Source organism: Pontibacter saemangeumensis, assembly GCF_039541895.1.
In the GTDB taxonomy this organism is placed as follows: Bacteria; Bacteroidota; Bacteroidia; order Cytophagales; family Hymenobacteraceae; genus Pontibacter; species Pontibacter saemangeumensis.
The window spans coordinates 445,631-470,108 of sequence record NZ_BAABHC010000016.1 but is presented as its reverse complement, the minus strand read 5'-3'; the positions used below and the strand labels follow the sequence as shown (position 1 = coordinate 470,108).

Sequence of the window (24,478 nt, the reverse complement as noted above, 5' to 3'; positions counted from 1 at the left end):
AAGGACCTTCCCATGAAAAAAGCATTTTATCTCTTTTTCGCTTTGGCGTTTTCTTCCGCTTCGGCACAGCAGGCTACCTCCGGCGCGGACGCAAAGTTACCGCCGGTGGTTGATTTTACCGCCCAGCAGGATCATCAGCATATGATGAAACAATTGGGCATTAAGGCCCTGCGTCCTGGCCCCAGCGGCGACGAGTCAGCCCCTAATCACGCCAATTACGATGAAGCGCTGGCCAACCCGTACCCGAACCTGCCAGAAGTCCTCACCCTCAGAAACGGTAAAAAAGTAACGACCCCGGCCATGTGGTGGAACAAACGGCGGCCCGAGATCGTGGAGGAATTTGAGCGGGAGGTATTTGGACGAGTGCCCAAAAATGCGCCCAAAGTCACCTGGAAGACTTTAATCTCGGAGCGGGAATATGTGGGGTGGATTCCGGTAAATGCGAAACAGCTGGTAGGGCAGGTGGATAATTCGGACTACCCCTTGCTGGACGTAAAGATAGCCATGACGGTCGTGACGCCGGCCAATGCCAAGGGTCCGGTGCCTGTGTTGATGATGTTTGGCCCCAGTGCTTTGCCGGCTCCGGCGCAGCCGCCGAAGGAAAGCCTGGAGAAGATCAATACAGCGCTTAAGGATTTGTTAATTCAGCAGGACCCTTCCCTGAAGGAGGTGTTTGAGCAATATCCCGCCTACAACCCCATCGCATCACAGGTCCCTGCTTTTGGCCCTCCACCAGCCGGCGATCCGCCTACCACGCATCAGCTGCTGCGGGCGGGCTGGGGCTATGCCCTGATCGAGCCGGGTAGCATACAGGCCGACAACGGAGCGGGCCTCACCAAAGGTATCATCGGCCTGGTGAACAAAGGGCAGCCACGGAAGCCCGACGATTGGGGGGCCTTGAGGGCATGGGCATGGGGTGCCTCCCGGGGGTTGGATTACCTGGAAAATGACCCGGCGGTGGATGCCAGACACGTGGGCATCGAGGGGGTGTCGCGCTATGGGAAAGCGGCCCTGGTAGCCTTGGCTTTTGACCAGCGTTTCTACATGGGCCTGATTGGCTCCTCCGGGGAAGGCGGCGCCAAGCTGCACCGGCGGAACTTCGGGGAAGCCGTGGAAAGCCTGACCAGCAGCGCGGAATACCACTGGATGGCAGGTAACTTTTTAAAGTATGGTGCCTCGGAGGCCACATTTGGCAGTAAAAATGCGAAAGACATCCAGGTAGATGCGCATCAGCTGATTGCGCTGTGCGCCCCCCGGCTGACTTTCATCAGCTATGGAATCCCAGAAAAAGGTGACGCGAAGTGGCTGGATCAGCAGGGCAGCTATATGGCCACTGTCGCGGCTGGACCGGTCTTTCGATTGTTAGGAGCAAAAGACCTTGGGGTAGGCCATGATTACAAAACGGCCAAAATGCCAGGGGTCAATGTCAGCCTGCTGGATGGGGAACTGGCCTGGCGGCAGCACGACGGAGGCCATACGGATGCACCCAACATCAGGTATTTCCTCGAGTGGGCAGCTAATTGGATGAAGGAAAAACCAGCCTCCGGGTCAAACCGCTAAGTCGGTGCGCATATCTTTAAGCGAAGTTGTGGAGAGTTAGTCTTATAAAAATATCACAGCTTACACTGCTATCACCTTCAAAAGCCGCCCCAGCCTATTATGGAGTGGCTTTTGAAGGTGAGTGGATGAGAAATTAAAATCAACAGGAGAAGACTGTTCGCTTGCAGCATCCTTTCTAACAGCCCCGCTCCTTGGAAACCTGGGCCGGAAAGCAATGTCCTATATGCCTTTTGGTTGGATTTAGAAATTGCGAAAAAGCATACCGCAGCCTCTGAAATGAGTTTGAACGGTTGCATGAAGGCCCGATATGGGGATCAAAAATATATCTGGAATTGTAAGTAAGTACTGGCACGGGTAGAGGACTTCACAGGTTCCCCGTCGGGCTTTATCTCAAACTCAGGCCTGATCTCGTTGTTGAGTGAAACCTTGGCTTTGTGCTTGTCCAGCAGCCAGTTGATCCCATAATTCCACACATCCACCGGGGCTGCTAAAGCGGAGTAACTGGAATGCCTGAAAGATGCATAAGGCATCAAGGTGCCCATCTCCCCAAGCAGGTTTTCCGGTAAACGCAGTCCAACCTGGGTATATATGGTTTCGCCGGTGCCAAACATCGGGTAGGCATTGCCGGCACCATTAAAATTGCTTGGGTCGGTAGTGCCAGTCGCAGGGTTCATGATGCCGTTGTTGCGGATATAGTCGTTTCCATAATGCGTGTTAAAATAGCCTGCATATGCGGAAAGGGCATAGGTATTGTTCTGAAGAGGCATATCGGCGAAAGCGGCCAGCGACCAAAGCAACATATCGGCGTAGGTAGTGTCGGTGCCGTTCGGGGTGTACCAGGTCGCGTCTTTCTGATAGATCAGGCCGCCCTCTATATTCAATATCTTCTTATCGCCCAAGTAAGTACCGGCCATATATGGGGTGGTGTGCGGCTCTTTCTCAAGGAGGTTATATATAAAGAACCCTTGATACTGCTTGTTAAGCCCTACCTTAGCAAAGGTGGCGCGCTTTCCTATTTCCGGTGCTACCTGGCCGTTCGTTTGAACCGGGAAGGGATCAGAGAGTGCCACACGATAGTCCAGTTTCCCTACCTGCCCCCTGGCGTACACGCTCAGTTTGCGCCCGAATTCATCTGTCTGGTCCACGGTGGCCTGGGCAAAAACCGGCACGTCCGTTGTCATGATGGTGCCCACACTCGGCTGGGAGAACCTGCTCAGGCCGCTCAAAATCGTCAGACCGCCCCCCAGCTTGAGCCTGTCATCGCCCTTGAACACCTTGTACTCTGCCAGTGCGTCGTGAAAGAAGGCCTGCAGCTTGCGGTTGCCGCTCATCTGTGCCAAGCGGTTGAAGTTGTTCATCCCGAACTGGGTATAGAAGAACACATGGTCGGTCAGCTGCCCGAAAAGCTGCAGGCGCGTGCGCCGAAGGCCTATGTCCAGCGTGTTATCCTGCGGCTTGCCGTTTATTGTCGTTCCACTGTTATTATCCGTCCAGCGCAGCCAGACCTGGTTCAGGAAAGTGGCCTTGATGTATTTGCTTCCGTCTTCTGAGAGGTTATATCTCAGTTCAGTTTTAGGGTTGCTCATCCCGGTTGCCGGGGTTATGGTTTGCTGCGCGAGAGCGGGTGGGGCTAGATAGAGGGTAGCTGCCAGCACAGGCAGGAGTAGGTTTTTCATATGGAAAGTGAATTTACAGCGCAAGAATTTATGATGCAATAGGGTATAATGCTATAGCAAAGCAATACTGCTGCTGCCGCGCGTAATGGAAGTGAAAATTATAGCAGCCGACCCGGCTGCTATAACACAGGGATAAAACTGCAGGTTATATCTCGGCCAGCACACGGGCAGCCAAGGGATGGTTTGTAGCTGGCCAATGGCAATCCAGGCCCGCAAGCCTGGAACGCTTACCCTGGCTGGTATAGATATGCTGGTGGAGGATGGTGTGCTCAGAGACACCGACATAGGATAACAGCAAGCCGCCGATCATGGCCGCGAATTTACCGGCGATGGAAGGGGCCCGGTCAACCTGGTTATACCCAGGCACAAGGGGAGCACAATCACGGACACGGGCAATCCGAGAGCGCGTCATTTTTTAAAATAATTCCTCTCTTTTCGACTTAAACTTTTATGTATATGTTTTTAGGTCTGAAAATACCGGGATTTTAAAAGAATAAGTTCTTCAGCCTTCCTGGAAACACAGGTTTGATGCCTTTGACCGGAGGTCCTTAGACAGGCAGATAAAAGTAAAATATTCAGGATGGGATGGGTGCAGCCACTTGCATTGTTTCCACAATAACAGTGTGTGGAGCGCATCGAGCCCTTCTCATGTTTTTGCGGCCTATGCTATAAACCTGTTTGGCAATTAAGTGAGCATCCGGTACACATTGGGGGATTGCCCCACCCTTTGCTTGAACAGGCGGGTAAAGTGCTGGGGGTACTTGAAGCCGAGTTCATAGGCGATTTGGCTCACAGACTTGCTGTGGTCGAATATCCTTTCCTTCGCCACCTCTATCACCTTTGTCTGGATGTATTCCTGTGCTGTTTTCCCGGTTTCTTTTTTGACCAGGTCCCCGAAATAGTTGGCAGACAAGCTCAGTTCGCCTGCGCAGTAGGCGACAGAGGGCAAGCCGATGGTCTGGGGCTTGTCGGACTGGTAGTAGGCGTTCAACAAGTTCTCAAACCTCTCCAGTATCCCTTGGTGGACATTGTCGCGGGTGATAAACTGGCGGTCGTAGAAACGGACGCAGTAGTTGAGGAACAGCTCGATGTTGGACACGATGAGCCGTTTGCTGTGCTTGTCGATGGCATGCTCCAACTCATACTCGATCTTGGAAAGGCAATCCAATATGATTTTCCTTTCCCGCTCCGATAAGTGAAGGGCCTCATTGGACTGATAGCCAAAGAACGTATAGTCCTGCATATGCCGCCCGAGCGGCGTGCCGTGTATCAGGTCAGGATGGAAGATAAGCGCAGTTCCTTTCGGTTGATAGGTCTCCCCGCTGTTTTCCACGCTCACCACCTGCCCCGGGGCAATAAACACCAGCGTTCCCTCCTGGTAGTCATATATATGCCGGCCGTACCGCAGATCACCGCAATTGACTTCCTTCAGAAAGACGGTGTAAAAGCCGAAATACATGTTGGAGGCCTGCCTGGGGCTTGCCTTCGACACATCCACCACGCTCACCAGCGGATGGAGCGTCTCGTTGTTGTTGAAGGTGTTATAATCCCGGATGGTCTCAAATCGTCGCAGGTTATCCATGTCGTTATCGTTTTATCTCCCTCAAAATTACCGCTTTCTTCTTCTTTTCCACAATGCGCTTTCCCCAATCAGTAATAATGGTATGCAAACCAGTAATCTGTATAACAGGCAGATATATAATGTCCTATACCTTTGCAATAGAAAAAGAAAAGCCTCTTCTTCGACCACCGTGACCCGGCGATGTTGAAATGGCTGGGAGAAAGAAAGCTGGAGGATTAATTTATTTTAAAGCGAAGGGAGATGCAAAAAAGAACATTAGGAAAGAGCGGGCTGGAAGTATCAGCCCTTGGCCTTGGCTGTATGGGGTTAAGCTTTGGCTATGGTCCTGCCACAGAAAAACAGGATGCGGTCAAACTGATTCGGAGAGCTTATGAACAAGGTGTCACTTTCTTTGATACCGCTGAAGTATACGGTCCCTTTACCAACGAAGAGCTACTGGGCGAAGCATTGGAGCCGTTCCGTGGCGAGGTCGTCATCGCCACCAAGTTTGGCTTTAAACTTGAGAACGGCGCTATGGCAGGTCTGGACAGCCGCCCCGAAAACATCAGGGCAGTTGCAGAGGCAGCACTTAAACGTCTCAGAACAGATGTCATTGATTTATTCTACCAGCATCGCGTCGACCCCAATGTTCCCATCGAGGAGGTGGCAGGAACAGTGAAACAGTTGATACAGGAGGGAAAAGTGAAGCACTTCGGGCTGTCGGAAGCAGGCGTACAGACCATCCGTAAAGCTCATGCGGTGCAACCGGTAACGGCTTTGCAAAGTGAATATTCCCTTTGGTGGCGGGAGCCTGAACAGGAAATACTGCCCACCCTGGAAGAACTCGGGATTCACTTCGTGCCCTTCAGCCCTTTGGGGAAAGGTTTCCTGACAGGCAAGATTGATGAGAACACTACCTTCGGGAAGACTGACTTCCGTAATACTGTTCCCCGCTTTTCGGAGGAGAACCGGAAAGCCAACCAGGCGCTGGTGGATTTGCTGGGCAGGATGGCGAACGAACGGAATGCCACTACTGCTGCCCAGATAGCCCTTGCCTGGCTCTTGGCACAAAAGCCATGGATTGTGCCTATTCCGGGCACCACGAAACTGCACCGGTTGGAGGAGAACCTGAAGGCGGCTGAGGTTGAGTTAACCACGCATGACCTTCAGGCAATCAATGAGGCTCTGTCGCATATTGAGATTCAAGGTCATCGGTATTCAGAACAAGCACAAAAGATGATAAACCGCTAAACCATGAGGGAAAGCGGCCCTTCAACAAAGCATATAAAAAAGCTAAAATAGAAAATCATGAAAAAATTACTTCTCGGCTTATTCTTGTATATAGCCAGTGTGCAGCTATCGCATGCCCAGGCGAACCTGCCGGGTTCAGCCACAACCAGCCCGACAAAATCAGAACAGGAAATCCTCCAACTGTCGAAAGACAAGTGGCGCTGGATGGCAGACAAGAAGGTGGATTCCCTGAAGACCTTATTCGATGAAAAAGCAGTGTTCGTGCATATGGGTGGCAGTTGGGGGAAAGAGCAGGAGCTTGGTGTGATTGAGAGTGGGCGGATTCATTACAAGAAGGCCAATGTCCATTCAGCGTCCGTGAACTTCATTGGGAACACGGCCATCCTGTTAAATGACATTGACTTGGTAGCCGTCGTGGGCGGAAACGAAGTGATCAATCCTTTTATGGTGACGGAAGTGTATATCAAGGAAAAAGGTAAATGGAAGTTAGGCTCCCTCACTTTTTCCAAGCTAAGCAGGCCTGTTAAAACTGAGTAGTCAGCACCTTGTGGTTCGCAGGCAAAATGAACCTGCCTTTTCTTCAACTCTTAAACCGATGACTATATGAAAGCCTTCATTCTGGGCCTCTGTTTCCTGCTGATGGGTATGCAAGGGGCCTTCGCACAAGATAAAAAAGCAAGCGTTGCTACGGCCGGCAGCACCGACGCGGAAGAGCAGATCATCAATCTCTCCAGGGATAAATGGCAGTGGATGGCAGACAAGAAAGTGGACAAACTGGCTTCTCTCTTCCACGATGAGTCGAAGTTTGTCCATATGAGTGGAACCTGGAAAAAGCAGCAGGAATTGGATATCATCAAAACAGGAAGCATCTGGTACAAGAAAGCGGATGTACATGATGTGGCCGTAGAAATTGTGGACGACACAGCCATTCTTTGGAGCCGCATCACGCTCACGGCCGTGGTCCGGGGCAATGACGCGATAAATGAATTTACAGTTACCGAGGTTTTTAAGAAACAAGGGAACGACTGGAAACTGTTAGCCATGACGTTTAGCAGTGTCCGGGACACCCATACCATTCAGCATTAGGTATAAGCAATGAAAAACCGTTTTTATGATTCAACTGCTGCTGGCTTTTTCTCTTTTGTTTTCAGCTTGTTCTTCCGCTCCCACAGAGGATATCGAGGCTAAAACTGAAACTGCAGTTGACCCTGACAAAGTGCTGATTGTGTATTTGTCGCGAACAAACAACACAAAGGCGATTGCGGACATCATACACGGGTATATGGGGGGAACGATGTTGGCGCTCGAACTGAAAGAGCCATACCCGGAGGACTACCAGGCTACGGTGCAACAGGTAGCACAGGAGAATGAGACCGGCTTCCTGCCGCCGCTGAAAACCAGGATAGACAGCATGGAAAGCTATGATGTGGTATTTGTGGGGTTTCCCACGTGGGGGATGCAATTACCTCCGCCCATGAAAAGTTTTTTGAAGCAACACGATTTGAGTGGAAAAGTCATTGTGCCTTTCAACACCAATGCTGGCTACGGAATTGGGAGCAGTTTTGAAACTGTGAAGGCACTTTGTCCCAACAGCAAAATAACGGAAAGCTTTTCTACCAGAGGCGGACTCGAAAGAGATGGTATATACCTTGCCATCAAAGGAGAAAAGGCAAAAAAAGCAGAAGCAGAGGTGAAGAAGTGGCTGCAAAAAATTAAGATGCTACAGTAGCAGCTAATTAAGAATAGGTAAAAACAAGCGCGTGAAATTATACAGCAAAATAGCGGCAACAGCATTTGTGATGATAGCAGTTAGTTTGCTCTCCTGGGCAGCTGCACAACAAAAAAGCGCTGTGGAAGAACCCTTAAGCCCAAACAACAGGGTCTCATCACCATTGCCGCCTATACCGCCAAAGGCGATTTAGCAAATCTAAAACCGGAGATAGACGCCGGCCTTGATGCGGGGCTGACTGTTAATGAATTAAAGGAAGCCATGGTTCACCTGTATGCCTACTGTGGTTTTCCCCGCAGTATCCGGGGGCTGCAAACCTTGATGGCCGTACTGGAAGCGCGTGAAGCTAAAGGCATTAACGATGAATGGGACGTGGAAGCCTCCCCGATAACAGATGATCGGAGCAAGTACGAGCGCGGCAAAGAGGTACTGGGAAAACTCACGGGCGCACCACAGGATGGCCCTAAAACAGGGTATGCCGCCTTTGCTCCCGAAATAGAGGTTTTTCTGAAAGAGCATTTGTTCGCCGATATTTTTGGACGTGATGTATTATCCTACGCCGAAAGAGAGTTGGTGACCATAGCCGTGCTCAGCAGTATTGTCGGCGTGGAGCCTATGCTGCAGGGGCATTTTAATATTTGCCTGAACGTAGGGGTTACACCTGATCAACTGCAACAATTCGTAACCATCATAGCAGCAACCATAGGCCAGAAAGAAGCAAAAGCGGCTCAGGCAGTATTGGGAGAAGTACTTAAAAACTACCGGTAGAAGGACATGCCAAATATTAATAAAAGATGAAGCAGATCCTTACATACAGCCTACCCTTCTTTATCGTTTTACTTATCTCGTGTAATGTGAAGCCGCAGGTTGAAACAGCGCAGGGGCAAGAATCAGAACTGATATTCCCGAAAGGGGAAAAAATCAGCAATAATAATTTTACAGGTATAGCCTGGCTAAACTCTTTGGTTACTCCCGATAGCATCAACCAGAATGCAGTAGGAAGCGTCACCTTCGAACCTGGCGCAAGGACGAACTGGCACTCTCATCCGGCCGGGCAAATTATATTGGCCCTGGAGGGAGAAGGGTATTACCAGGAAAAAGGACAACCAAAAGTAATTCTGCGTAAGGGAGATGTGAGGAAATGCCCGGCGGAGGTACCCCATTGGCATGGAGCAAGTGCAGATCGTGAATTCGTCCAGATCGCCATAACAGGGCGTGAAAGCGGCCCTACCGTATGGTTGGAGCCAGTGACCGATGAAGCATATAACAAGCAGTGAAATTGATAAATGTGTCTTTTCCTGCTATCTTAATATCAGACATACCTTAACTGAATCGCAATGGCAAAGATCAACCTGAATGTCAACGGAAAAAAGCAAGTGGTGGACGTTGATCCCAACACGCCGATGCTGTGGGTTTTACGCGACCACCTGAACCTGGTCGGAACCAAGTACGGCTGCGGCATCGCCCAATGCGGGGCCTGCACCATCCACCTCGGCGACGTGGCGGTGCGCTCCTGCCAGCTGCCCGTATCGGCGGTAGGCGACCAGGCGATCACCACCATCGAGGGGCTCTCTGAAAAGGGCGACCACCCGGTACAGCAGGCGTGGCTGGAGCACGATGTGGCGCAGTGCGGCTACTGCCAGGCCGGGCAAATCATGAGCGCCGCGGCCCTGCTGAAAGCTAATCCTACTCCCTCTGATGCCGAAATCGAATTGGGTATGAACGGCAATATCTGTCGCTGTGCCACTTATCTGCGTATTAAGGCGGCCATCAAGACAGCTGCTCAATCTTAATCAACTTAAACCTTCCCAGCACATGACACAGGTAAAAACATCGATGAACCGAAGGAAATTTTTAAAGGTTTCGGCCCTTGCCGGTGGCGGTATGATGCTCAGCTTTAGCTGGCTGGCAGGCTGTAAGCCTACTCCTGAAGAGGTGTCGAACCTCCCGAAGGCGTGGTTTGAGCTCAACAGCTACATCAAAATCGGAGACAACGGGTTGGTTACCCTGATGGCCCCCAACCCTGAATTTGGATCTAATGTCAAGACCTCCCTGCCGATGATGCTGGCCGAAGAGCTGGATATTGATTGGAAGAACGTCATTGTGGAGCAGGCTGATTTTTACCCGGAGCGGTTTGACCGCCAGTTTACCGGCGGCAGCCTGGCCATGCAGATGGCCTGGAAACCGCTGCGCACCGCTGGGGCCACCGCCCGGCACATGCTCGTTCAGGCAGCTTCAAAAGCCTGGCAGGTGCCTGCCGGTGAAATCACCACAAAAAACGGCGTATTGCACCACAAAGCAAGCGGCAAGGAAGCGGGTTATGGGGAGATTGCCTCTCAGGCAGCCGGACTCACGGTGCCAGAGGAGGTGCCTTTGAAGAAAGTGGGTGATTTCAAAATAATCGGCAACTCGAAAAGGAACGTGGAAGGGGCAAATATCGTGACTGGCAAACCATTGTTCACCCTGGATCACAAACAGGAGGGGATGCTGATTGCCATGATGGCCCATCCGCCGGCCTTCGGCCTGAAGGTGAAATCAGTAGAGGACAGTGCCGCCAAAGCGATGCCCGGCATCAGGGATGTGTTTGTCATCAAAACCTTGGCGGAGGATTACGTAAGAAACGGTTTCGACACGACCAGCTTCACGGAACTGGTGGTGGTGGTGGGCAATACCACCTGGGAGGTGATGAACGCCAAGAAGGCCTTAAAGGTAGAATGGGAAAAGACAGCCGACGCTACAGTTGCAGTGGCCGGCTGGGGCGGTAAACAACAATCCGTCATCATTCCCGCCGGTCTGGAGAGCACCGAAGGGCACCTGGCAAAGATGGCAGAAATGGCCAGGAAGCCCGGCAAAGTGCTCCGGAAAGACGGGGATCCGGAAGGAGTTTTTCAGCAGGCGGCCAAAGTGATAGAGCGAACGTATACGGCTCCCTTCCTGGCGCACAACTGCATGGAGCCGGTAAACTGCTTTGCCCATGTAACCGCAGAAAAAGCGGAAATTATTGCCCCCATCCAGGCACCGGAGTCTATTATGCAGGCCCTTTCTGCACGCCTGGGGATGCCAAAGGAAAAAATTCAAATCAGACTGGCCCGAATGGGAGGCGGCTTCGGCCAGCGGGCTTACGGTCACCATTTGGTGGAGGCGGCGGTCATTTCCCAGAAACTGAATGCCCCGGTCAAGCTGGTGTATACCCGTGAGGATGACATGACCTACGGCATATACCGGCCCACGTACACGGCCACTTACAAAGCGGCTCTGGATGAAAATAACAATATGATTGCCTACCAGGTGAAGGCAGGCGGTATACCGGAAAGCCCCCTTGGCTTTGCCCAAAACCGCTTTCCGGCCGGTGCTGTGGACAATTACCTGGCAGAGGAGTGGGTGCTGAACTCTAACATCACCATTGGGGCCTTCCGGGCGCCCCGCTCGAATTTCCTGGGAGCCGTGGAGCAGTCTTTCCTGGACGAGGTGGCGGAACTGGCGGGTAAGGACCCGATAGACTTCCGCCTGGATCTCCTGGAGCGCGCCAAAAGCAAGCCTGTTGGAGAGCAGAATGATTATAACCCGGACCGGTATGCCGGCGTGTTGAAACTGGTGAGAGACAAGGCCGATTGGAAAAGAAACAAGGACGGTGTTCACCGGGGCGTTTCGGCCTACTTCTGTCACAACACCTATGTTGCCCAGGTAATCGATCTGACCATGAAGGAAGACAAGCCCGTTGTGGAGAAAGTATATGCTGCCGTTGACTGCGGTGTGGTCGTAAACCCTGATGCGGCCACTAATATGGCGGAAGGAGGCATTATAGACGGGATCGGGAATGCCTTATTTGGTGAGATGACCTTTGAAGAGGGAGTCCCCCAGAAAAAAAACTTTGACACTTATCGCATGATCAGACACAGTGAGGCACCGAAAGCTATTGAGGTACATTTTGTAAAAAGTGAAGTGGATCCCACTGGCCTGGGTGAGCCGTTGTTCCCGCCTATTTTTGCGGCGTTGGCTAACGCCATATATAAAGCAACCGGCAGGCGGGAATATACCCAGCCCTTCCTGCAGGACAAACAGCCGCTGGTGTAAGGGCAACTATTCTCAGAAAGAAAACATATTCTATATGAAAAAGACTTTAATGGCCCTCACTTTAGCAGGCATTTTTACAGGCTGCGGAAACGGTGGCGAAAGTGCTGTAGATGCAGACAGCACTGCCGCTGTCAACAGCACCACGCCTCCTCCAACATCGGATACCACAGGTGCCGTAGGCGTGATGATGAGCGATACCTCTGTCACGGCAGCCGACAGTTTAGTTGCACCCGATAGTATAGAATAGCCGGTATACTTTTTACAAAAATTGAGTCAAAGCATAGGTGTAGGGTCATAAGCATAATTCTGAAACGAAACCTTGTATACCAGCGAAACAGCTACAAGATGTCTGACTGGGATATTCGTTTTAACAGGGTGAGCGGGTGGATCATGTATGAGTAACCATAGCTAAAAGGTACGCGTAGCGTCGGCCACAGCGACCCAAATAGCCGGCTTCTGAATAGCCTCAGCGTACCTGCTTTCCCGTTGCCCTGTTTGAACTCAGTTCTTATCGGCGCCTGATCCGCGCCGGAAGCCCGGAGTGGTAGTAGAGTGCTTTTACCAGATAGCCTAAAGCCTCTTGCCTATATGGCTTCATGCTTATGAATAAAAAGGAAATGCCATTTTCACTGTCACTATGGAAGGGGGTATATATAAGTTGGTATAAAAGCTCCGCTAGACTTCTACATCCAAAAATGTTGCTTGCTAAAAATGAAGTGTGGCATCTAAACGGTTATTCTGCCTTTTCATAAATTTTTCGGCAGGCGCACAGGCGTCATGATAAAATAAAAAGAAAAGAATTGCCTCTTTATTAGCATTATAACAATTATTTGCGGCTGTTGATTATAATATTTATATATGAGCAAGCAACACGCTTGTATGTATTATGAACGAGATGTAGCTTTGCCTTCAGATGGTAAAGCCATTCCTGAAATATCTTCTGTTTTTGTGTGTGCTGCTGTTGAGCGTGCACAGTCAAATCTATGCGCAATCGAGTCAGGAGTTTTCGCGCATTTCTCTGGCCAAAGTTTCGAATGGCTCAGAACTCGCCAGCTATGGCGCCATTCAAGCTGATCAACCCTTAAAAGTCAGATATTTTTCACCAAGTTCAGGGGATAGCTTCAAGCTAGAAGCCACGGACATCGAGGAGGAAGAGGATGAATTTGTTTCAATCCAAAAGTTTTTAGAGAGCAATAATTACTTAGCTGCTTCTCTTTACGCTCTTATCCTTGCCTTTTTTTTCCGTTACATCAAAAGAAGCTTACTTTTCTGTAAGCAAATCTCATATAACTCATCTCTCAGACGGTATCTCATATTCCAGGTATTCAGGATATGATATGAACCTTGGCTAGGTAGAAGCTTGCAATAATCACCACCTCATCCTGCAGCCGTGGGTTGGCAGATAGTGTCGAACCTGACGGTATAATCGCTAAAAGTTCTGTTTCGATACTCTTACGCCGCAATAATGTAAGGTCGCGAAACAAATCAACCTGTACGATGATATGGTGTTGTGGTCATCCCCTTGGTAAGTCCGCATAGGGGGAACTACGTTGTAAGTGCCTAACCTTCTTCTCCATTATTCTTTTATGGCAGCATCCATAACTTGGACCATATGGGTGCGCAGAAGCACTATGTGTGCACATCTCCTATAAAATACAATCAATCCTTATCATTTTAAAAACAAAATTATCAAGAAGACCATGAAGAGAGTTCTCATGCTCATGGGCTTGTGCGCCTTGTTGTGCAACACAAGCTGTGAGGCAAAAAAAGAAGAGAAGGAAGAGGCAACAGAATTTCTGGTAACCAGCCCGGTGCAAATGGACACCACGATCACAAAAGAGTACGTGAGCCAGATCCATTCCATCAGCCATATTGAACTCAGAGCCCAGGAAAGAGGCTACCTGCAGAACATCTTTGTAGATGAAGGTGAATTCGTGAAGAAAGGGCAGTTGTTATTTAAAATAATGCCCAAGCTATACGAAGCCGAGCTGCAGAAAGCGAAGGCGGAAGCCAGTTTTGCCCAAATTGAATACCAGAACACGAAGAGGCTGGCCGATAGCAACATCGTGGCACCAAGTGAACAGGCAATGGCTAGCGCCAAATACGATAAGGCTAAAGCTGAGTTAGCCTTAGCCCAGGTTCATCTGCAATTCACAGAGATACGAGCGCCTTTTGACGGGATCATCGGTCGCTTCCATGTAAGGCTTGGTAGCCTTGTAGAGGAAGGAGAACTGCTAACAGAGCTGTCAGACAACAACAAGATGTGGGTTTATTACAATGTTCCGGAAGCTGAGTACCTGGATTATGAGTCAAAGGCACATGCAGACAGCAAAGTTAACGTGAACCTGCTAATGGCCAACAACATGTTGTTTGAGTATCCGGGTGTGGTAGAAACCATCGAAGCCGACTTTGACAATGAAACAGGAAATATTGCGTTCAGAGCCACATTTCCTAACCCCAAAAGGCTGCTACGGCATGGCGAAACAGGCAATATCCTGATGAGCGTGCCGCTGAATAATGCGCTGATCATCCCTCAGAAGGCCACTTTTGAAGTCCTGGACAAAAAATATGTTTATGTGGTGGACAAAGACAATGTCCTAAGGTCAAGGGAAATCAGCATAGCAGCAGAGTTACCGCATATCTATGTTGTACAAGATGGATTGGCTAAAAGTGACAAGTTCCTGCTGGAAGGATTGCGCCTGGTACGGGAAAACGAAAAAATCCACTACAAATTCGTGGCGCCTGATTCTGTCATGTCTCAATTGGATTTATATGCGGAATAATCAACTATCCTAAAAAGCAGAAGACATGTTTAGTAAGTTTATACATCGACCCGTATTCGCCATCGTAATATCGGTCATGATTGTTTTTGTGGGGGTCTTGTCAATCAGACAGTTGCCGATTTCACAATTCCCTGAAATCGCCCCCACCACAGTGAATATTTTTATCGCCTATCCCGGATCCAGCGCAGATGTGCTGGTCAAGTCTACGCTGATTACACTGGAACAGGCTATTAATGGAGTGGAGGGGATGCGGTATTTAGCCACCGATGCAACCAGTGCCGGTGAGGCTACCCTTAGGATCATTTTTGAACCTGGCACCGATCCCAATGATGCGGTGATCCGGGTGAAAACCAGGGTGGACCAGGTAATGCCGCTCCTGCCTGAACTGGTGCAGCGGGAAGGGGTTGTGATTACCCCCATTCAGCCGAGTATGTTGATGTATGTCAACCTCTATTCTAAGAATGAGAGCATGGATGAAAAATTCCTGTTCAACTACGCCACCGTTAAAATGATCCCTGAAATACAACGGACCAAAGGGGTGGCCAGGGCACAAATACTCGGTAGCCGCAGATATGCCATGCGCATTTGGCTAAACCCTGACCGCATGCGGGCTTATAACCTATCTGTAAATGAAATAATGAAGGCTTTAGGGGAGCAAAGTATCATTGGACGCCCGGGCAGGTTGGGCCAAAGTTCAGGCATAGCCGCCCAGTCGCTTGAATATGTGCTTACCTATAAGGGAAGATACAGCGAACCGAAGGAGTACGAAAATATTATCATCCGGGCCAATGCAGAAGGCGAAAGCATACACCTGAGCGATGTAGCCACAGTCGAGTTAGGGAGTGAATTCTTTGACATTTATTCCAACTTGGATGGCCATCCTTCGGCTGCCATTGTGTTGAAGCAAAACTATGGCAGCAATGCCAGTGATGTAATTGCTGAAGTAAAAGCCAAGCTCGAAGAAATGAAAGCGAACTTCCCCCCGGGAGTGGACTATAAAATCAGCTATGACGTTTCCCAGTTCCTGGACGCTTCCATTGAGCAAGTGATTCATACCCTAAGAGACGCCTTCATATTGGTTGCCATCGTTGTTTTTATATTCCTCGGTGACTGGCGCTCTACCCTGATACCGATCCTGGCGGTTCCGGTATCCTTGATCGGGGCGTTTTTTGTCATTCAGTTTTTTGGGCTTTCCATCAACCTGGTGACTCTCTTTGCCCTTGTCCTGGCAATTGGCATTGTGGTGGATGACGCAATCGTAGTGGTGGAGGCCGTTCATGCCAAGATTGAGGATAAGCCATATCTGTCGCCCTATAAAGCTGTACAGGAAGTACTCGGGGAGATAAGCGGCGCTATCATCGCCATTACGGCTGTGATGGTGTCAGTATTTCTTCCAATCTCGTTCATGTCAGGTCCGGTTGGTACTTTTTACCGGCAGTTCTCCGTTACCATGGCCAGTTCCATCGTGATTTCGGCTGTGATCGCCCTTACGCTCACACCAGTATTATGTGCCATGTTACTGAAAAACAATCATGGTAAAAAAAGGAAGAGAAACCTGCTTACCAGATCGCTCGACAGCTTTAACAGCGGGTTTGACAAACTAACGGGTAAATATGTAGGCTTGCTCAAGTCAATCGTCAGCAGAAGGTGGCTCACGTGGGGTATATTACTGGCATTTGGCGCAGGCATAGTCTACGAAAACCAGATTTTGCCGGCAGGCTTTATTCCCAATGAAGACCAAGGGACAATTTATGCCATAATCCAAACTCCCCCGGGCTCTACTTTGGAAAGAACCAACCAGGTATCACAAAGGCTTCAGAAAATCTGTGAGAAAATCGAAGGGGTGGAATCGGTGTCTTCTCTGGCAGGGTATGAGATTATGACCGAAGGAAGGGGATCTAATGCCGGCACATGCCTGATCAACCTGAAAAGTTGGTCGGAGCGCGAACACACAGTGAAAGAAATCATGGAAGAGCTGGAGGAGAAGTCAAAGGGCCTTGGGGCCGTTGTAGAGTTCTTTGAACCACCGGCCATCCCGGGGTTTGGCTCTTCAGGGGGCTTTTCGATGCGTTTGCTGGACAAAACCACTGATACCGACTACCAGGAGTTCGACAGAATAAACCAGCAGTTTATGGATAACTTGCGCAAGCGAAATGAGCTTTCGGGGTTATTCACCTTTTTCGCAGCCAACTATCCGCAATATGAGCTGGAGATAGACAATAATCTGGCGATGCAGAAGGGCGTGTCTATCGGAGAAGCGATGGAAAACCTGAACATTTTAATAGGAAGCACCTATGAACAAGGCTTCATTAAGTTTGGTCAGTTTTTCAAAGTCTATGTGCAGTCCGATCCCCGGTTCAGGAGGCTTCCGTCTGATGTTCTGAAGCTTTATGTCAAGAACGATCAGGGCGAAATGGCGCCTTACTCCGCGTTCATGAAGCTTAAGAAAACGCAGGGGCCAAACGAAGTGATGCGTTTCAATATGTACAATTCTGCGGCCATCCAGGGGCTTCCGGCCAAAGGCTATACTACTGCAGACGCCATTCAGGCTGTACAAGAAGTTGCAAAGGAAACACTGCCACAAGGATATGACATCGCCTGGGAAGGCCTTTCATATGACGAAGCAGGCAGGGGGAATGAGGCGCTGTATGTGTTCCTGGTGGTGCTGATGTTTGTCTACTTCGTGTTGGCGGCACAGTACGAGAGCTTTATTATTCCGTTGGCAGTAGTCTTCTCGCTGCCGGTTGGGGTGTTTGGTTCATTCGCGACACTGAAGCTAATGGGACTGGAAAATGATATCTATGCCCAGATAGGACTCATAATGTTGGTTGGTCTGCTGGGCAAGAATGCCGTGCTGATCGTAGAGTTTGCCGTCCAGAAGCGTCTGGAAGGGGCTTCTATACTGGATGCCGCCATTGAAGGTGCCAGGGTGCGCTTCCGTCCCATCTTGATGACATCATTTGCCTTTATCGCCGGACTGATACCGTTGATCATTGCAACCGGTGCAGGGGCCATCGGTAACCGCACAATTGGTGCATCTGCCCTAGGCGGTATGTTATTCGGAACGATTTTCGGCGTCATCATCGTGCCCGGACTGTATTACATATTCGCTCATTTGGCAGATGGCCGCCACCTGATCAAAGATGAACATGAAACTCCTTTAACTGAAGATTATGTCCACCATGTTTAAAAGAATCATATATAAATGCGTAGGAGTAGCCTGCATGTCGTTTGCCTTTACGGCATGTGTCACCCCATCTGTAGTAGAAAGAACAGCGATCACGTCGGTACCTGCGAGTTACGGCAACTCGCAGGATACAACAAACACGGCAAAGGTTAACTGGAAGGATTTCTTCACCGATACCAATCTGACCGCCCTTATTGATACGGCCCTGCAGAACAACCAGGAGCTGAATATCACTTTACAGGAAATAGAGATTTCCAGAAACGAAGTGAGGGCCCGGAAGGGGGAGTACCTGCCAACCATTGGCCTGAGAAGTGGGGCTGGACTAGACAAGGTGGCGCGATACACCAACATAGGAGCGATGGAGGCGACCACCGACATCAAACCGGAAAGAGAAATGCCGGAGCCGCTGCCTGACTTTTTGGTGGGGGCCTATGCTACCTGGGAGGTGGATATATGGCATAAGCTGCGCAACGCGAAAAAGGCGGCTGTAAGCAGGTACCTGTCTTCTGTGGAAGGGAAAAATTTCATGGTTACGAACCTTATTGCCGAAATCGCTGATTCCTACTTCGAACTGCTGGCGCTCGATAATCAATTGGCGATCGTAAACCAGAACATCGAGATCCAAAGCAATGCCCTGAGAATTGTAAAACTTCAGAAGCAAGCTGCCAGGGTAACGGAGTTGGCAGTCCGCAGATTCCAGGCACAGGTGCTCCACACGCAAAGCCTGCAATATGACATTCAGCAAAAGATAACGGAAACCGAGAACAGGATTAACTTCCTTGTGGGCAGGTACCCGCAGCCAATAATAAGGAATGACCAGGCTTTTGAGACCTTTGCACCTGCAACCATACATGCCGGTATGCCGGCGCAGTTATTAGGCAACCGCCCTGACATCAAGCAGGCCGAACTGGAACTGGCTGCTGCCAAACTGGATGTGAGCGTGGCAAAGGCAAGGTTTTATCCCTCACTGGGTATTTCCACTGGTATAGGATATCAGGCATTTGATCCAGGGTTTTTGCTGAAACCCGAGTCACTGCTATTTTCCCTCGCCGGGGACTTAGCGGCACCTTTGGTTAACAGGAATGCGATTAAGGCAACCTATTATAGTGCCAGCGCACTGCAGATACAGGCCGTTTACAACTATGAACAAACCATTCTAAACGCTTACGTCGAGGTGGCTAATCAGCTGGCAAAGATCAGCAACCTGGAAAAAAGCTACGAACTGAAAGCGAAGGAAGTGGAGGCCCTTACCCAGTCGATCGATATTTCGAACGACCTCTTCGCCTCCGCAAGGGCCGACTACATGGAAGTGCTGCTGACCCAGCGTGAAGCCCTGGAGTCGAAATTTGAACTTATTGAAACCAAAAAAGAGCAAATAGCCGCCTATATAGACATGTATCAGGCTTTAGGCGGCGGTTGGAATTAATCAGCTGTCAGCCTGTTTACCAGTTGCCGTTATACCTCTTTCCTATAATTAAAAAGCCGTTTTACTTATTTGTAAAACGGCTTTTTTGTGTGAGAAAGGGACGATAAATCAGGTTCTAAATGATATAATGCCTCACCTTCTTCACATGTTTAAAGGTTATAGCATAGCCATTTGCTCTACACCTCTACTTTCTGGCCCTATATAAGCCCTACTTTCCTTCTACATTGATTGCTGTACTGCGGATACACTCTCTGCTATTATATAGATCGTAGGTAGCGTTGGTTCTCGGTATGAATTGGAGATAAAATTTGAATTAACTAAGTAATTTTTGAATAAAAGGTGATAAATATCATATATAAATATGATTTCTATCTCTGACTTATCATGAGCCTATCCAGTGGTTAAAGCGTACTTTATGATATAAATCAAAGAAGTATTTGAATAATATATAACTGTGCTAATCCTTATTAAAATGAAAAATGTGAAAAGGTTTTTTCTGATGAAGGCTCCTTTGCTCGTCGCAGGATTTTTCTTACTATCCTGTGAAAAGGAAATTCAGGAATTGGACAACTTAAAAGTAAGTGCCTCCAAGGAAGCTAAGGGAGGTGGCAGTACTGTCGCCCGGAACCTGCTCTATCTACCCGCTGAAGTTAAACCTACTGCATTATCTATCACTGCAGCTCCCATAACTGTAAACCTGGGAGGTGGCAATAATGCTCAGGTTTGGGCTTATAACCAAAGCTTTCCAGGCCCAACCATAAGAGCAAATCGGGGAGACAATGCCACTATTACGTTTCAGAACCAGTTACCGGAGCACAGCATCATTCATTGGCACGGCTTAGTAGTCAGTACAGAAAACGATGGGCAGCCCCAACAGGCTATACAGACAGGTGAGACCTACGACTATAATTTTTCTATAAATCAGCGCGCGGCTTTCAACTGGTATCACCCCCATCCGCACATGATGACAGGTGAGCAGGTATATAACGGACTGGCAGGCGGGTTTATAGTGAATGACAGCGAAGAATCCGCCAAAAACCTTCCTTCTGGGAAGTATGAGGTTCCCTTGGTCATCCGCGACGCAACGTTCAGTAAAAGTGGGGATATGCTCTACAAGCCTACTTCAGGCGGATTTTTTGGGCAAATAGCTTTGGTAAACGGCACCAAGGATCCTTACCTGGATGTGGATAGAGCTGTTTACCGGTTCAGAATTCTGAACGGAGCTAACTCCAGGGTATTTGGGCTTGCGCTGTCGAATGGAGCCAGTATGCATCTGATTGGTAACGATGGGGGCCTTCTTCCCTTATCTTCAGATCAGGCACGAATTGATATGGGAAACGGAGAAAGAACAGATGTGCTGATCGATTTCCGCAACTACCCTGCCGGCTCCAAAATAATGCTGCGCGATCTAAGAGCAGGGTGGGATATACTTGAATTCAGGGTAGGCAATACGGAGCAGAAGCCTTTCTATGCAACCTTACCACTTACTTCTGCAGTGGAGCCTTTGCCTGCTGCAGTTAAAACCAGGACCTTTAGTTTTGATGGCATGACTAAGATCAATGGGAATCTTTATGATGTAAACCGCATCGATTGGACCGTGAAAAAAGGTGATACGGAGTTGTGGGTGTTCAAGACAAATGGTAATGCCCCTCACCCCGTACACATACATGGCGCCTCATTCCAGGTAGTGTCACGTTCTGGTGGTAGAGGCAAGTTGTTTGCATGGGAAGCAGGCTGGAAAGATACCGTTCTGCTCGAAGACAGGGAAACAGTAACGGTGCGCATCCGCTTCGATAGCTTTACAGGCAGGTACGTGATGCACTGCCATAAACTGGAGCATGAAGACATGGGGATGATGGCAAATTTTGAAGTAGTGCAGTAAAGGAAAAGTATAATTACTGAAAATAATACTGTCATAAATGAGCAAACTTTGATAATAAGCTTTTTAAAGGAAAAACAGCTATTGTAGCAAATTATTGGCGCTATTTTTTTGATCATCGGCTTTTACCAGAATGATAGGCCAAATCGCTCCATAGACGGGACAGGTGCTCCTGTGCTTAACAAAGTGAGTTATATCTCCTGTGCCTTTAATAGGGTAGAAGTGAAGCAGAAGCTCAGCGCTACAAATAATAGAATAATGGATTCCTACTCATAATCCTGGATTAGTTGGGTACTGATATAAAGGCATGGACAATGTGTATTTCTACCTGACTTATTATTTACTACTAGCCTTAAAGCTGAAGTGTTTCACCAAGACCAAAGAACAGGTACTTGTCACCGAAAACCTGCTTAAAAACTGAAAAGCCCATGTGCCCAGTGCAGTGAGCAGGAGCCACGCTTTTAACAGCATAATCTCCTTGCATACGCTTGGCCAGCCCTTCTATGTAGGCACGGTCGTAGGGTATCAGGTGAAAGCCTCCCGTCACCAGGTGAATGTTTTCTTTGCGTAATTTCAGAGTTTCCTGGATGATGGTTTCAAGGGTGGAGTGTGAGCATCCAGCGATGATGATTTGCCCTTTGGGTGTAGAAAAAGAGGCAGACAACTCAGGCAAGCCAATAAATTGGGGATTGCTTTCATGTGGCGGGTATTTGATGAAGGTGCCCATAAGTTGAGATGTAGTAGGAATAATTGTCAGGCCCGGCAGCACTTCTTCAGCTTTCGTTAAATACGTGACATTACCTTTCCAAAACCTGCCGGTTTATACAGTCATCATGCCTTCTACCACCCTCTCTCCGCGAAAATACTGCTCATCTTTTGTGAGTGTTTTTGCAACGGCTGGTTCAACTTCACGGAAAGGAAATTTAACAGGAGCGCCCAGCGAGAAAAAGTCGTTTGGAAGGTAAATTTTTATGTTTGGGTGAAGGCTAAACAAATAATCCAAACCACCCATATGGTCATAATGACCGTGTGATAAAATAGCAATATCTATTGTATTGGGATCAATATGAAGACTTTTGAGATTTGCCGAAAAATTTCAGCATTAGTGCCTGCGTCAAATAATATTGTCTTCCCCTTATACTCGATCAGGCAGGAGAAACCAAAGTCCTGTTTTAGCCCTGCCATTTCTGCACCAAAGGCATCATACAGATTGATAAGTTTTATAGTAGTTGAATTGGTGTTTGGTTGAGCAATAGCTGTGATACTAAGTGTGATCGCTACAAACATCAAAAAGGCAAGCAGCATGTTGCTGTATGTCCTCATCTTACTTTATTAGTATAGTACTGCTTTAACTTAACAGACATGATGGTATTACGTAACTATCTGTAAATATGCAAGATTAAATATTTTGATTTATTGAATAGATTAGAAGCCTACAGGAGTATCCAGAATTATATAGTTTACAGTACTTGCTTAGAAAGTAACCGAAGTGGGTAAATTAGCGAAGCATATCTTCATAAATTTAGGGGCTTTGGATAATAATTTACTGGTAGGAGAGTGGCAATAAACACCTTCTTCTACAATAGCAAGTGGCTTCATGGCTAACTCAAGAGCTGATATGCAGCTCGCATTGAGTTATTTGCCTCCTCCCTTATTAGCCTTGCCCACAGAGAAAGACCTACGGCAGAAAATTTCACTACTTGTAGCATAGAGACAGCTTTATAGTTAACGTTAATGAGTACAATCGGGCAATAGCTTAAACAATCAGGGAGTTTAGGGAGGCATATGATAAAATTTTAAGACTCAATTGTTTGACATGTGCATAATTATTCTTACGTTTAAAAGTGTACTTCATACAATTATCTGCAGGGTGTAACCGCTGCTTCATGAGGCTGATGGTTCCTGCCTCAGCGGAATACCCGCAGATGCCTAAGAGGAGCAGCACAACACGCCAGCCCGACTGTGTGAGTAGAAGTGGAGGGAACGGATGCTTGGCAGCTCGTTAGAGCCAGAAAATGCACGACTGTCAGGTAAAGCCTTGTATTTGATTATTGATTTTCAATAATGAATGGTAGTAAAACCTTTGAAATGCTTTAACCAATATATATTCAAACTTCCACCAATCAATCACCTCTCCATGACTTATAAACTTATGAAATTGGCTAAACCGCTCATTATGGCCGCCTTGCTTATCTCTGCTGCATCAGCTACGGCGCAGGACGGCACCATCTATCCACTCAAAGCCCCTTCAGAGCCAAAGGCTATTCCGCTCGGCACGGGCGGCGTAGAAGGACAGCCCGCCCCCGAAACCTGGTTCCGCCAGTGGGGCGACCCAATGGCGCGGAACATCTCCACTGCCACACTTACCCCCTTCCTGCCTAAGCCGGGCAAGGCGAATGGCGCAGCCGTGATTGTGGCTCCCGGCGGTGGTTTCAGGTGGCTCTCGATGGGCAACGAGGGCTGGGAAGTCGCACAGGCACTTGCTGATCAAGGAATCGCCGCCTTTGTGCTCAAGTACCGGCTCCACCCCACTCCAGAGTCGCTCGACGAGTTTACAGCATGGATGAATCGACCCCGCCCGGCCACAGCGTCCTCCGACACTGCGCAAGGTGCAACACCGCCGAGTCCGCCGCAACAAGACCTGTCTAACCAGCTTGAGGACGCCGAGGCCGCTTACGCTATGATTCTCAAGCGGGCCAAGGAGTGGGGTGTCGACACTAACAGAATAGGCATGATCGGCTTCTCGGCCGGTGCTGGCCTCACAATGCACTCCACACTTAACTCTAAGACCATGAAGCTTGCCTTTATCGGTCCGATTTATGGCGGTATGGGCCCGGTGGAGGTGCCGAAAAACGCTCCGCCCATGTTCAATGTCATCGCCACCGATGATTTTCTCTTCCGCGGTCAGTTCGGTGTGATTGACTCCTGGTACAAAGCGGGCATCCCTGTCGAGTTCCACCTCTACCAGAACGGCGGCCACGGTTTCGGCCTTGGAAATCCCGACCGAACCAGTAACCGCTGGTTCGATGCCTTCATGCACTGGCTGGATGTCAACGACTTTCTCACGGCCAAGTCCGGGAAGTAATTAGAACTCACTTGATCAACGATATAGCTGTAAGTTGCTAAAAACTTAGACGGATATAAGTACACGCAATGAATCATCCTGTTGCATTGATATGAAATAGCCTCAAACGCCTTACTTTATATTTATCAGACCGGTACTTGTTTAACTTAAAGTAGCTTATAGGCAATATACAGAGAGGCCCTTCGGAATGAGGGGCCTCTCTGTATTATAATATAAAGCACACCTAAACAGCTGTTCCTATATGGGCACACGCTCACTGACTCATAG

General features: G+C 48.8%; 22 protein-coding genes and 1 pseudogene. 17 read left to right on the top strand and 6 right to left on the bottom strand.

What is annotated here, in order from left to right; all coding sequences use genetic code 11:
* Positions 1-12 precede the first annotated feature (12 nt).
* Positions 13-1,560, top strand: a complete 1,548-nt coding sequence (locus ABD920_RS16030; RefSeq protein WP_345160467.1) for a glucuronyl esterase domain-containing protein — start codon at positions 13-15, stop codon at positions 1,558-1,560.
* A 314-nt stretch (positions 1,561-1,874) separates the two neighbouring features.
* On the opposite strand, the gene ABD920_RS16025 is transcribed toward ABD920_RS16030, so the two are convergent.
* The 3 genes from ABD920_RS16025 to ABD920_RS16015 form a co-directional block, all read right to left on the bottom strand.
* A complete protein-coding gene (locus ABD920_RS16025) occupies positions 1,875-3,236 on the bottom strand; it encodes a hypothetical protein (RefSeq protein ID WP_345160466.1) in 1,362 nt (453 codons plus the stop codon).
* 145 nt (positions 3,237-3,381) lie between these two features.
* Positions 3,382-3,648: a hypothetical protein gene (locus ABD920_RS16020; protein ID WP_345160465.1), complete on the bottom strand. Its 267-nt coding sequence runs from the start codon at positions 3,646-3,648 to the stop codon at positions 3,382-3,384.
* A 273-nt stretch (positions 3,649-3,921) separates the two neighbouring features.
* A complete protein-coding gene (locus ABD920_RS16015; RefSeq protein ID WP_345160463.1) occupies positions 3,922-4,818 on the bottom strand; it encodes a helix-turn-helix domain-containing protein in 897 nt (298 codons plus the stop codon).
* 240 nt (positions 4,819-5,058) lie between these two features.
* On the opposite strand from ABD920_RS16015, the gene ABD920_RS16010 reads away from it, so the two are divergent.
* From ABD920_RS16010 to ABD920_RS15945, 15 genes and pseudogenes are all read left to right on the top strand, one after another.
* The gene (locus ABD920_RS16010; RefSeq protein WP_345160461.1) at positions 5,059-6,048 is read left to right on the top strand and encodes an aldo/keto reductase; all 990 of its coding nucleotides are present in this window, start codon (positions 5,059-5,061) and stop codon (positions 6,046-6,048) included.
* A 57-nt stretch (positions 6,049-6,105) separates the two neighbouring features.
* On the top strand, positions 6,106-6,585 hold the full coding sequence (locus tag ABD920_RS16005; protein WP_345160460.1) for a nuclear transport factor 2 family protein: 480 nt from the start codon (positions 6,106-6,108) through the stop codon (positions 6,583-6,585).
* Between the two features lie 66 nt (positions 6,586-6,651).
* Positions 6,652-7,134, top strand: a complete 483-nt coding sequence (locus ABD920_RS16000; RefSeq protein WP_345160458.1) for a nuclear transport factor 2 family protein — start codon at positions 6,652-6,654, stop codon at positions 7,132-7,134.
* A gap of 25 nt (positions 7,135-7,159) precedes the next feature.
* Complete coding sequence (locus ABD920_RS15995; RefSeq protein WP_345160457.1) at positions 7,160-7,777, top strand: flavodoxin family protein; 618 nt, start codon at positions 7,160-7,162, stop codon at positions 7,775-7,777.
* A 93-nt stretch (positions 7,778-7,870) separates the two neighbouring features.
* A pseudogene (locus ABD920_RS24980) lies at positions 7,871-8,029 on the top strand (carboxymuconolactone decarboxylase family protein); the annotation flags it as partial.
* A 69-nt stretch (positions 8,030-8,098) separates the two neighbouring features.
* Positions 8,099-8,545, top strand: coding sequence for a carboxymuconolactone decarboxylase family protein (locus tag ABD920_RS15990; RefSeq protein ID WP_345160456.1), 447 nt, complete (start codon positions 8,099-8,101; stop codon positions 8,543-8,545).
* 26 nt (positions 8,546-8,571) lie between these two features.
* Entirely contained in the window at positions 8,572-9,054 is a 483-nt protein-coding gene (locus ABD920_RS15985) for a cupin domain-containing protein (RefSeq protein WP_345160454.1), read from the top strand.
* A 60-nt stretch (positions 9,055-9,114) separates the two neighbouring features.
* Entirely contained in the window at positions 9,115-9,570 is a 456-nt protein-coding gene (locus tag ABD920_RS15980; protein WP_345160453.1) for a (2Fe-2S)-binding protein, read from the top strand.
* A gap of 22 nt (positions 9,571-9,592) precedes the next feature.
* Positions 9,593-11,851, top strand: a complete 2,259-nt coding sequence (locus tag ABD920_RS15975) for a xanthine dehydrogenase family protein molybdopterin-binding subunit (RefSeq protein WP_345160451.1) — start codon at positions 9,593-9,595, stop codon at positions 11,849-11,851.
* A gap of 34 nt (positions 11,852-11,885) precedes the next feature.
* A complete protein-coding gene (locus tag ABD920_RS15970) occupies positions 11,886-12,098 on the top strand; it encodes a hypothetical protein (protein WP_345160450.1) in 213 nt (70 codons plus the stop codon).
* 666 nt (positions 12,099-12,764) lie between these two features.
* Positions 12,765-13,187: a hypothetical protein gene (locus ABD920_RS15965; RefSeq protein ID WP_345160448.1), complete on the top strand. Its 423-nt coding sequence runs from the start codon at positions 12,765-12,767 to the stop codon at positions 13,185-13,187.
* A 364-nt stretch (positions 13,188-13,551) separates the two neighbouring features.
* The gene (locus ABD920_RS15960; protein ID WP_345160446.1) at positions 13,552-14,634 is read left to right on the top strand and encodes an efflux RND transporter periplasmic adaptor subunit; all 1,083 of its coding nucleotides are present in this window, start codon (positions 13,552-13,554) and stop codon (positions 14,632-14,634) included.
* Positions 14,635-14,659: 25 nt separating this feature from the next.
* The gene (locus ABD920_RS15955) at positions 14,660-17,824 is read left to right on the top strand and encodes an efflux RND transporter permease subunit (RefSeq protein ID WP_345160443.1); all 3,165 of its coding nucleotides are present in this window, start codon (positions 14,660-14,662) and stop codon (positions 17,822-17,824) included.
* Entirely contained in the window at positions 17,817-19,247 is a 1,431-nt protein-coding gene (locus ABD920_RS15950) for a TolC family protein (RefSeq protein WP_345160441.1), read from the top strand. The genes ABD920_RS15955 and ABD920_RS15950 overlap by 8 nt, the downstream gene beginning before the upstream one ends.
* A gap of 472 nt (positions 19,248-19,719) precedes the next feature.
* Positions 19,720-21,129, top strand: a complete 1,410-nt coding sequence (locus ABD920_RS15945) for a multicopper oxidase family protein (RefSeq protein WP_345160439.1) — start codon at positions 19,720-19,722, stop codon at positions 21,127-21,129.
* A gap of 349 nt (positions 21,130-21,478) precedes the next feature.
* Here ABD920_RS15945 and ABD920_RS15940 read toward each other — a convergent pair whose 3' ends face one another.
* The 3 genes from ABD920_RS15940 to ABD920_RS15930 all read right to left on the bottom strand — a co-directional run bounded on the left by ABD920_RS15940 (position 21,479) and on the right by ABD920_RS15930 (position 22,431).
* On the bottom strand, positions 21,479-21,853 hold the full coding sequence (locus ABD920_RS15940) for a hypothetical protein (protein ID WP_345160438.1): 375 nt from the start codon (positions 21,851-21,853) through the stop codon (positions 21,479-21,481).
* A 93-nt stretch (positions 21,854-21,946) separates the two neighbouring features.
* Positions 21,947-22,165 (bottom strand): MBL fold metallo-hydrolase, encoded by a 219-nt coding sequence (locus ABD920_RS15935; RefSeq protein WP_345160804.1) that lies wholly within the window; start codon positions 22,163-22,165, stop codon positions 21,947-21,949.
* Positions 22,166-22,173: 8 nt separating this feature from the next.
* On the bottom strand, positions 22,174-22,431 hold the full coding sequence (locus tag ABD920_RS15930; RefSeq protein ID WP_345160437.1) for a hypothetical protein: 258 nt from the start codon (positions 22,429-22,431) through the stop codon (positions 22,174-22,176).
* Between the two features lie 847 nt (positions 22,432-23,278).
* On the opposite strand from ABD920_RS15930, the gene ABD920_RS15925 reads away from it, so the two are divergent.
* Complete coding sequence (locus ABD920_RS15925) at positions 23,279-24,211, top strand: alpha/beta hydrolase (RefSeq protein ID WP_345160803.1); 933 nt, start codon at positions 23,279-23,281, stop codon at positions 24,209-24,211.
* Positions 24,212-24,478 lie beyond the last annotated feature (267 nt).